The organism is Frankia sp. BMG5.23 (assembly GCF_000685765.2).
GTDB classification, from domain to species: Bacteria; Actinomycetota; Actinomycetes; order Frankiales; family Frankiaceae; genus Frankia; species Frankia casuarinae.
The window spans coordinates 1-8,271 of the sequence record NZ_JDWE01000096.1 but is presented as its reverse complement, the minus strand read 5'-3'; the positions used below and the strand labels follow the sequence as shown (position 1 = coordinate 8,271).

Here is an 8,271-nt window from a genome sequence, read left to right as displayed (position 1 = left end):
GCTCGGTTGCCCGTCCCACCACCCGACACCAATGATCACGGGAGTCAGGTGAAGTCAGAACCAAATGCCAGAGCCCTCACACAGGCCGCCTAACAACCCCGAAGGACTTCCAGGCTCAACCACTAAGCTTGCCGTTTAACCTCCGAACGTCACGCTGTGTGATACCTGGAGGTGTTGTGGGGTGGGTGGGCGTGTCGCCGTGACGTGAAGCGGCCTTCTGTTGATCCTGGTTTCTCGCCAAAGACACCGTGATCAGGCATAAGGCCGTGGAGGACAGCTTGGCCCGTGATGTCCCCGCCGTCGAGGACCTGGAAGTGCTGTGTCGGTTCCGCCAGGAGTTCTACGACTGTCTGACCCGGCGGGCGGATGCCCTGTTCGAGCTCACCGACGCGGTGCTGTGCGCGGACGGCCCGGTTCGTGACCTGGTCGGCCTGTCGCTGACCCCGGAGCACCGCCGGGGGCACGGCGCGCTGTACGACGCGGTCAACCAGGGCCGCATCGAGATCGGCCGGCTGCGCCGCGCGCTGGCACGGGCTGCCGCTGCCGCGGGCCGCCGACGGCCGGATCATCCTGGGCGTGGACGTCAGCCCGTGGCTGCGCCCGGACGCGGCCACCAGCCCGGACCGGCTGTTCTGCCACACCTACGGCCGAGGCAAGGGCAACGCCCAGATGATCCCCGGCTGGCCCTACTCGTTCGTCGCCGCCCTCGAACCGAGCCGCACCTCGTGGACAGCGCCGCTGGACGCGGTCCGCCTCGGTCCCGGCAACGACCTCACCACGGTGACCGCCCGACAGCTCCGCGACCTGGTCGACCGGGTCGTCGCCGCCGGCCACCACCGCGGCGGCGCCCCGAACATCCTCGTCGTCCTCGACGCCGGCTACGACGTCACCCGCCTGGCCTGGCTGCTCGCCGACCTGCCCGTCGACCTCGTCAGCCGGCTGCGGTCCGACCGTGTCTTCCGCCTGCCCGTCCCGCCCCGCCCACCGGGTGTGGGGCTCCCGCAGCGGGTGTGGGGGTGTGGGGGGCTTTGGCTGCCACCCTGGCTGCCACCAAAGATCGCCGATCTAGAAAAACGCCGGCCGCCCGGGGGTCCGGGGGTCGCCCCCGGGCAGGCATAACGGCAGGTGGCGAAGCTGATCAAAGATCAGCGAGCACGGAACGGGAGCGCGTGGGGCGGGTGGACCATGTGTACCAGCATCCGAACCGTTCGATCTTGGTTGTTGGCCCTGAAATCACTGTTCGGCCGGTCGCCACACGTGCCTCGAACAGGAACGATGCTCGGTGACCGTGCCAACCAGAACATCGCCTACCGAGTAGAACAAGCGTTCCGAACACCTGGCGGTCCGGGCACTTCCGGGCCGCCAGGCGACCGTGATCGTGGTCACTGCGGCTGGTCGAGTTGGCTGGCGACGAGCGGGAACTCTGCCTTGAGAAGCACTGTCAGTTGCGGGTGTGTCAAGAAAGTGCGACAGAGCCAGCGACCGGACACTCCCCTCCGAAAGGCCGCGGACGCCTACGACCAGGCGCTCGAGAGACTCCTCAAAACAGGCAGGACTCGCAGCATGATCCGCAGCTCGTGAACCTGACTCATCCTTACCGACTTCGCCAGCCCAAGCCCTCTAGGAACGCCGCGCTATGGCGGTCCGCGGCCGGTCGCTCGGACGCTCATCCGGGCGGCAACTCGCGCCAGCTCACCACGATCGTGGACCGCCGGTGGCGGGCAGGCCTGGCTTCGGACGAACACGCTCGCGAGAATCAGGCCCTCGCGAAGAACGCGGCGATCGACCGTTAGCCGGGTCTGCCCGCCTGTCGGGACCGTGCCGCGTGCGCGCCGGTCCACCTCCATCGGTCCGGGTTACGCCTCGACGGGCTCCCTGTCCTCCGCCTCGTTCAGTTCGGCGTAGTACGGGCACTCGCTGACGCGCTCGAACGGCGCGAAGGTGTCCCAGCGACGCTCCTTGACGACCTCCTGGGCGAGCTTGTTCCGGGCGTTGAAGAAGTCCCCGCAGAGGAAGCGGACGACCCACTTGTTGCTCGCGAAGGCGTCGCCGCAGTCGTCGAGTCCGACGGACGCCAGGTAGGCGTCAGGATCCGGCTCCTCGTAGTACATGTAGATCAGCCGGGCGTACATGTCGTAGCCGGTCTTGTAGAACCGCTGGTACTCGTTCTGGAGCTCCTCGGCGCGGAGCGGCTCCCGCAGGGCGGCGTCGATGGACTCGCCGGCGCGGATGCCGGTGGAGGTGGCGAGGTAGACACCGCCGGAGAAGATCGGGTCGAAGAAGCAGCCCGCGTCGCCGGCTAGGAACCAGCCCGGCCCCGCGACCTGGTCCGAGTAGTAGCAGTAGTCGGTTTCGATCTGCACGTCGCTCACCGGATGGGCGCCCGCGACCCGCTCCCGGACGCGCCGTACCCGGGACACGTGCTCGTCGAACAGCGCGGCGGGATCGCCGGACCGCAGCACCTGTTGCGGCATGACCGCGCCGACGCTCATCGTGTCGGGCCAGATGGGAATGGCCCACAGCCATCCGTCCTCGTGGGCGCCCACCTGGATGTCGCCCTCGAAGCCGGGATTGCGCGCCTCGTCGATGCCCTTGAGGTGGCGGAAGACCGCGACCATCTTCAGTCGGTCGACCGGCTTCCGCAGCCGGAACGCCTTGGCGATCTTGCTGGCCCGCCCGCCGGCGTCGAGAACGTACTGTGCCCGCACCTCGCGAGCCGTCCCGTCGTGTTCGTAGCGCACACCGACGACCCGGTCGCCTTCTGTTATCAGGTCGTGTACCGTCGCCTCGTGGATCACCCGCGCACCGCACTCGCCCGCGAACTGAATGAGCATATTGTCCAGGTGCGCCCGCTCTACCTGGAACGTCACGTGGTGGCGACCGGGCCCCTGCGTTGTGAACGAAACGCGGACGTTCTCGTCCTCCTCTCCCTGGCAGAACTCGGCACCATGCTTGGCGACATAACCCTGCTGCTTGAGCCGGTCGAGTATTCCCAGCTTCTCGAACGCGGCGTTGACGAACGGCACCATGGACTCGCCGATGTGAAAACGGGGAAAGGTCCGCCGTTCCAACACAATCACGCTACGCCCGGCCTTCGCGAGCGTCGCTGCCGCCGCCGCACCTGCCGGCCCGGCGCCGATGACCACAACGTCGACGACTTCAGTATTCTCGGCCATGCCTCTCCCACCATTGAGCAACGAATTTTTCACATTGTCCTCCTGTGGTGATTTCAAGGTGTGTCCAGCGAGCCGCCGGGGAGCCGTAGAAGACTCGTCTCGATCTCCTCCGCCGCGTCGACGTCCTTCGCGACGATGCAGTACTCGACTACTCCCGACTGCTGGATATGCTCGCAGCCGATCAGCACTCCCGCACGCGCGTCCGGCTCGAAGAGCAGTCCGCTCGTCCTGAGCCGGGCCACCGCGTCGTCGAACGAGGAGACATGCCAGTGGTTTCGCGTCATCAACACGCATTCGGTCTGATAGTCGTGGCCGACCAGGGCGTCGGCGATCCAGTGCAGGTGTGTGGTGCCGCCGAGGCGTCCGTTCATCTCGGTCAGTAGGAGGTCTCCGTCGGGCGTCAGGATTCCATCGATATTCGCCAGGCCGACGTATCCGAGCGCACGGATGGAATCGCAGACCCGCAGCACGATGTCGTTGAACTCCGCCCGGTTCTTCTCGCTCAGCACGGCCCCCGGGATCACTACCCCGTCGAATACCGGTGCCATTCGCATCTCGCCGATATGGTGCAGCCTGCTTCCCTCGGCCGTGATTCTCACCTCCGCGCCCAGCGGCATGGAGTCGGGCACATAGTCCTCGACGATCACCTTGTGGCGGCCGTCGACCGAGTAACGTGACCAGGCGCTGTCGAAATGCCGTCGGACGGCGTCCTGGGAATCGAGCACCCGCAGGCTGGGCGCGCCCAGCGGCTGCACGTCGGGGCGCGGCGAGATGATCTCGTTGCCGTAGCCGCCGGCGTGAAAGTCCTGCTTGACGATCACGCACCTGTTCGCCGCGACGAGATCGGCCGCGAACTCCTGCGCCTTGGCTCTGGAGGTCGCCACGATGCCTGTGGTGACCGGGAGGCCCAGACCGCCAGCCATCGCGCGGAACACGCTCTTGCTATTCACGAGGTCCGCGCCGCCGGCCTCGTAGAATCCGAACCCCGGCATCGATCTGTGCAGGCCCAGCTCCCTGATGAGATGGGCGGTCGTCGCGTCGAACACGTAGGGGCAGGCATGGTCGACGTTCCGCTTCGTGACCAGGGCGCGCAGTTCGGCGAGAAAGCCCCCGTCGAGGAGCCGGTCGCCGGTGAGAACATCCGACCCGAGACGGCCCGCGGGCGGAACCATGATCAGGACCGAGTCGACATCCAGGCCGCGCAGAGTCAGCGCGTAACGCACAAACTCGGGTCGCGGGGGCTGCGGAAGCACGAGGATGTCACCGGGCTCGGCAAGCCAGATCATCCGGAGCGAGATGTTGCCGGCCACCTGGCGGTCAGCCTCGCGAAAAGATGCGAGATCCGCGACGAGACTGTCGTTGTACGAGTTTCCGATCAGCAGCGTGCTCACTGGTTCATCCCATCGAGTTCGCCAGGTTGCGCAGGGTGTCCCGCAGTCGATCAACAAGAAGGTTCATCTCGTGAGTGGCGATGGTCAGCGGAGGCGCGACGATGACCGCCTCGGTCGCCCGGTCGACGCCGGTCGGGCGCAGCATCAGGCCGAAGTTGATCGCCGTCGCGCAGATTTCCTTCGCCTGCGAAAGTCGTGGTCCGGTCAGCACCGGAAGGGTGAATAGCAGTCCCCGCCCTCGTGGTTCTCCGAGATAGTAGACGGGCGCTGCGAGGGCCTCGAGCTCACGTTTGAGGAAGGCACCCATCTGTCTTGCTCGCTCGGGAATGTTCTGTTCCTTCGTAAACCGAAGGACGGCGTGCGCCGTCACGGCCGACGAGGGACCGAGGGCCGTCGCGCCGGTGCACAGCTGCTGCGGCCGGACGTTCTGCCCGACCACGCAGGCCCCGATTGGAGAGCAGCCGGCGTTGAGGCCCGGCCCCATGACGATTAGGTCGGGGGTTACACCGGAACTGGAATGTCCGAACCAGTCGCCCACCTGGCCCAGACCGGTGAGGGTCTCATCGGCGACCAGCAGCGCCCCGTTGGCGTCGCATAGCTCCCGCAGGCCGCTCAGCGTCTCGTCGGACAACGCCGTCGCGCCGCTGTCGGCGCTTCCCATGGGCTCCACCAGAACGGCCGCGACGCGCCCGTGCCCGACCCGGTCGAACGCCAGCTGCCAGTCGTCGAGATCGGGACCGAGTTGGTCGGCGTTCGGCGCCGCCCGCTGTGTCCACGAGGCCGGGCTGTCGCGGCCGAGGGCCGCACTCCCGTCGTGAGCGGGCCGCCCGGCGATGCTGAACGCGACGACACCCGATCCCTGATGGCTCGGTCGCTGTGTCAGAACCATCGGCCGGTCGCTCTCGTCGTTGAGAGCGTGGTGTCGCCTTACCAGGTCCAGTGTCAGCTTGATCGCGGCAGGTCCTGAGTCAGTGTAGAGGACCTCCCGATAGCCGGCGCCAGTTAGGTTGAGAATTTCTCTCGTAAGGTCGACAATCGGTTGGCTCGCGAACTGCGTCCGGTGCGCGAAGCTCGCTAACGCCGCCTTTTTGTGCATTGCGCTGAGCATTTCTGGAATGCCGTGCCCGAGATTGTTGCAGGTCGCGCCGGAAATGCCGTCGATGTAATCCCGGCCGCGGTCGTCGAAAAGTCGCGATCCGTGCGCACGAACGATCCGAGGCTGACCACTCGCGCTCACATCCCGCGAGCGACGGTGGAAACCTGAGGTACCGACCCCCATCAGACCTCCTCCGCGTGATGGCCGAAGAGCCAGTCGTGGTCCTCGAGGGGCAGCTCGGTCACCGCGGCGTCCTGGCGCGACGCAGGCTCCTCGGCCCGCAGATGCTCCGCGTTCTGCCGGGAGCTAAGAAGGATCTCTCTCGCCCGCGGAACCCGTAGCCGTTGGTAGCGGTCGAACGCGGCCCGGTGCGAGTCAGCGGCGTCCGCCAGGCACAGGGCCAGGACCGTCGCGTCCTCAATCGCCTGGTTCGCGCCCTGAGCGAGGAACGGCAGCATCGGATGCGCGGCGTCGCCGATCAGTACGGTGCGGTCGGTCGCCCAGCATTCGATGGGCTCACGGTCATGCAGCGCCCACACGGTGACCTCGTCGAGGGCGGCCAGCACCGAGCGGACGGAGTCGTGCCAGCAGTCGTATCTGGCCCGCATCGCGGTGAGGTCGCCGCGCCGCGACCACGACTCGTGGCCGCCCTCTTCGGCCGGGACCGTCGCGGCGACACTGATCAGCTGGCCGCGTCGGACGGGATACATCACGGCGTGGCCGTCCGTGCCTTTCCAGACCCGGATCGAGTTCCCGAACGCTCCGGGCAGCCGCCGTGCGTCGACAAGCCCCCGATAGATGAGCTCGCCTGAGAAACACGGGACGTCGGCCGATATGCGTGAACGGACAACCGAACGTATCCCGTCCGCACCGATCAGCAGTCCGACTTCCTCGGTCGAGCCGTCCGCGAAGAGAAGTCGAACGGACTCGTCGTCCTCCGTCACCTCGACGCACCGCCGCCCGGTGGCGACGGGCGTCTCCAGCCTGGAGGTCAACAGCGCGTGTAGGTCGGCGCGGTGCACGGTGTAGTACGGCGCGCCGTACCTGTCCGCGCAGTCCTTCCCGAACGGTGTCCGGGCGACCACCGTTCCGTCGTCCCACTGACACATCAGTGCGGACTCGACCTCGACCGCGATCTCCCGCAGGGCATCCGCCAAGCCCAATCGGTGCAACAGCCGCACCGCGCTCGGCGCGAGCTGCACTCCCGCGCCGATCTCGCCGGACAGTTCCGCCTGCTCGAACAGGACGCTAGGTACGCCACTATCCGCCAACATCAACGCCAGGGTCACGCCTGCTATCCCGGCACCAAGAATTCCGACTCGAGGCCCACTGTTTTTCATCGCGATCCCATTCGTCGATCCATGTAAGGGCCGCCAGGACCTATTTTTCGATGCAGAACTCGTCGATCGGGTAGCCGACGTGCCGGTCTTCGACCGGCAGGTATCCGAGCACCTTTGTACCCGGTTGGAGCTCGGTGACGTTGATGACCACGCCGCCCGGCCCGAGAACCCGCACGTGCCAATCGTCCTGGACGATGAGATCTGCCACTCGGCCGGACGGGGACTTCGCGGTGATCATTCGAAGAGGTCGCGTCTCGATCTTGATCCGGCCGACGGTCACCGGCCGAGCGCGGCCGTCCGCGTCGACGGCCAGCACTCTTCCGCCCGCCTGTAGCTCGCTGAGGTAGTTGGTGCGGCCGGCCATCGACATCGTGTAGGAATGAACCGCGCCGGCGTTTACCCGAAACTGCCGTGTCGGCATGTAGGGCAGTGGATGCGTCTCGCTGCACGCAAGGATCATTCCCTTGGAGTGTGAGCCCACTAGGATTCCCTCGTTCTCGCCGAACATGCTGCAGGTGTCGACGCAGGCCCGCTCGCCCATTCCCACATGACTGGTCTCGATGACTTCCAGTTCCTCGAGCTGGAGCGAGAAGGAACCCCCGGCGGCCACGGCCTTAAGCGCGGACAACTCGCCGACAGCCTTCGGCGCCAGCATGATGCCGTCGGCGCCACGCTCCAGGCAGCCGAGCACGACGTTGGCCTCGTCCGTGTCGTGAACAACGGTGATCACGCTGCCCTGGGACTTGTGCGCCGCGGCCAGGACGATCTCCAGCGGGATCTTCGTCTCGTCGCGGAACCGGAGGACGGTCCACGCCCATTCCTGGGCGGCTGCGCAGGCGGCATCGAGCGTCTGCGCATCGGTCACCTCGAGATACCTGCCGAACTCGACGTGCGGGTAGGTAGCTGACAGCTCGTGAATCCGCTCCCGTTCGGCATCGAGGATGACGACATCAACGCCGTCCAGGTCTTCGCCCAGGGAGCCGTCCTTGGTCAGCAGAACCTTCTTGACCGTCGGCGGCAACGTGGACAGGTTGGCGGGATCGTCGGAGACGACGGCGTCGACCCTCTGGTGAATCGCCTCCTCCGCGACCGCGGTCAAGAGCGGTCCAGCGCCATGGATCTCAACCCAGTACAGTTTCATGGACATTCTCCCACCGTCCGTATCCGGCTCTGCGCACTACGTCTGAAGCCGTGTTCGGCGTCTGACGTTTCGTAACCTCACGGTTGTGACGGAACGTGACGGCGAGGGTGTCCGGAAACGGTGACGC

Annotated in this window: 5 protein-coding genes and 1 pseudogene; 1 reads left to right on the top strand and 5 read right to left on the bottom strand. The window is 66.5% G+C overall.

What is annotated here, in order from left to right; genetic code table 11:
- Nucleotides 1–278: 278 nt before the first annotated feature.
- Nucleotides 279–990, top strand: a pseudogene (locus BMG523DRAFT_RS27130) (transposase); the annotation flags it as partial.
- An 866-nt stretch (nucleotides 991–1,856) separates the two neighbouring features.
- Here the strand turns inward: BMG523DRAFT_RS27130 and BMG523DRAFT_RS21185 are convergent.
- From BMG523DRAFT_RS21185 to BMG523DRAFT_RS21165, 5 genes are read right to left on the bottom strand one after another with little or no spacing between them, the layout of a single operon-like run.
- Complete coding sequence (locus tag BMG523DRAFT_RS21185) at nucleotides 1,857–3,176, bottom strand: NAD(P)/FAD-dependent oxidoreductase (RefSeq protein WP_011436491.1); 1,320 nt, start codon at nucleotides 3,174–3,176, stop codon at nucleotides 1,857–1,859.
- 53 nt (nucleotides 3,177–3,229) lie between these two features.
- Nucleotides 3,230–4,567 carry a peptide ligase PGM1-related protein gene (locus tag BMG523DRAFT_RS21180; protein WP_011436492.1) on the bottom strand — a complete coding sequence of 446 codons (1,338 nt, stop codon included), beginning with the start codon at nucleotides 4,565–4,567 and terminating at the stop codon, nucleotides 3,230–3,232.
- Nucleotides 4,568–4,571: 4 nt separating this feature from the next.
- Entirely contained in the window at nucleotides 4,572–5,846 is a 1,275-nt protein-coding gene (locus tag BMG523DRAFT_RS21175; RefSeq protein WP_011436493.1) for an aminotransferase class III-fold pyridoxal phosphate-dependent enzyme, read from the bottom strand.
- Nucleotides 5,846–7,003, bottom strand: coding sequence for an FAD-dependent monooxygenase (locus BMG523DRAFT_RS21170; protein ID WP_011436494.1), 1,158 nt, complete (start codon nucleotides 7,001–7,003; stop codon nucleotides 5,846–5,848). The genes BMG523DRAFT_RS21175 and BMG523DRAFT_RS21170 overlap by 1 nt, the downstream gene beginning before the upstream one ends.
- 40 nt (nucleotides 7,004–7,043) lie before the next feature.
- On the bottom strand, nucleotides 7,044–8,144 hold the full coding sequence (locus BMG523DRAFT_RS21165; protein WP_043592149.1) for a 3-dehydroquinate synthase II family protein: 1,101 nt from the start codon (nucleotides 8,142–8,144) through the stop codon (nucleotides 7,044–7,046).
- Between the last annotated feature and the right edge of the window lie 127 nt (nucleotides 8,145–8,271).

What these genes read in the sequence shown, in the direction of transcription:
- BMG523DRAFT_RS21185 (WP_011436491.1), bottom strand. Translation starts at nt 3,176, where the DNA reads ATGGCCGAGAATACTGAAGTCGTCGACGTTGTGGTCATCGGCGCCGGG.
- BMG523DRAFT_RS21175 (WP_011436493.1), bottom strand. Translation starts at nt 5,846, where the DNA reads ATGGGGGTCGGTACCTCAGGTTTCCACCGTCGCTCGCGGGATGTGAGC.
- BMG523DRAFT_RS21170 (WP_011436494.1), bottom strand. Translation starts at nt 7,003, where the DNA reads ATGAAAAACAGTGGGCCTCGAGTCGGAATTCTTGGTGCCGGGATAGCA.
- BMG523DRAFT_RS21165 (WP_043592149.1), bottom strand. Translation starts at nt 8,144, where the DNA reads ATGAAACTGTACTGGGTTGAGATCCATGGCGCTGGACCGCTCTTGACC.